General features: G+C 69.4%; 1 protein-coding gene. It reads right to left on the bottom strand.

Annotated features, from left to right (window positions below):
• Positions 1–26: 26 nt before the first annotated feature.
• Positions 27–422, bottom strand: a complete 396-nt coding sequence (locus C1J01_RS48530) for a cupin domain-containing protein (protein ID WP_111185888.1) — start codon at positions 420–422, stop codon at positions 27–29.
• Positions 423–545: the final 123 nt, after the last annotated feature.

Raw genomic sequence — 545 nt, 5'->3', positions numbered from 1 at the left:
CGACCACCCCGTTCACCACCCCGCGCCTAAGCGCCGTCACCGCCTGGAGCCCCCTCACCGTCCGGAACCCGATACCCGGGAACGGACGGCCACCGTACGGTCAGAACGGTCGACGACTCCTCCGCCCGCCACGAATGGTCCACCCCCTTGCCCCAGACCACGTAGTCACCGGGCTCGGCCAGCAACACGCTGCGGCCGGGCAGCTCGACCCGGAACCGGCCGCTGATCAGCACCAGCAGCGCCGTACGCTCCTCACCCCGCACCCACTCCGCCCGCTCGTCCCCCGCCGGGTGCACGCCCCACTTGATCTCGACGTCGTCACTGTGCCTGGGGTCCTCTGGAGGTTTGAAGTGACCGAGCAACCACCCACGATCAAGAGCCGCATCGACCCCGGCGTTCCCCACGTACACCTCACCACTCACGCCCAGCGACGCTAGCAGCCCCAGCCCGGCCCCCTTCTGAGGTCCCTTGAAGAGGAAGGTGAGCAGAGTCCCCCTCCAAGAGCACCTCACCCGCACAGCACCACGCCACCTCACCACCCCCGG

Source organism: Nonomuraea aridisoli (genome assembly GCF_003236395.1).
In the GTDB taxonomy this organism is placed as follows: Bacteria; Actinomycetota; Actinomycetes; order Streptosporangiales; family Streptosporangiaceae; genus Nonomuraea; species Nonomuraea aridisoli.
Note: the sequence above shows the minus strand (reverse complement) of the source record. Positions and strands in the feature narration are given on the sequence as shown.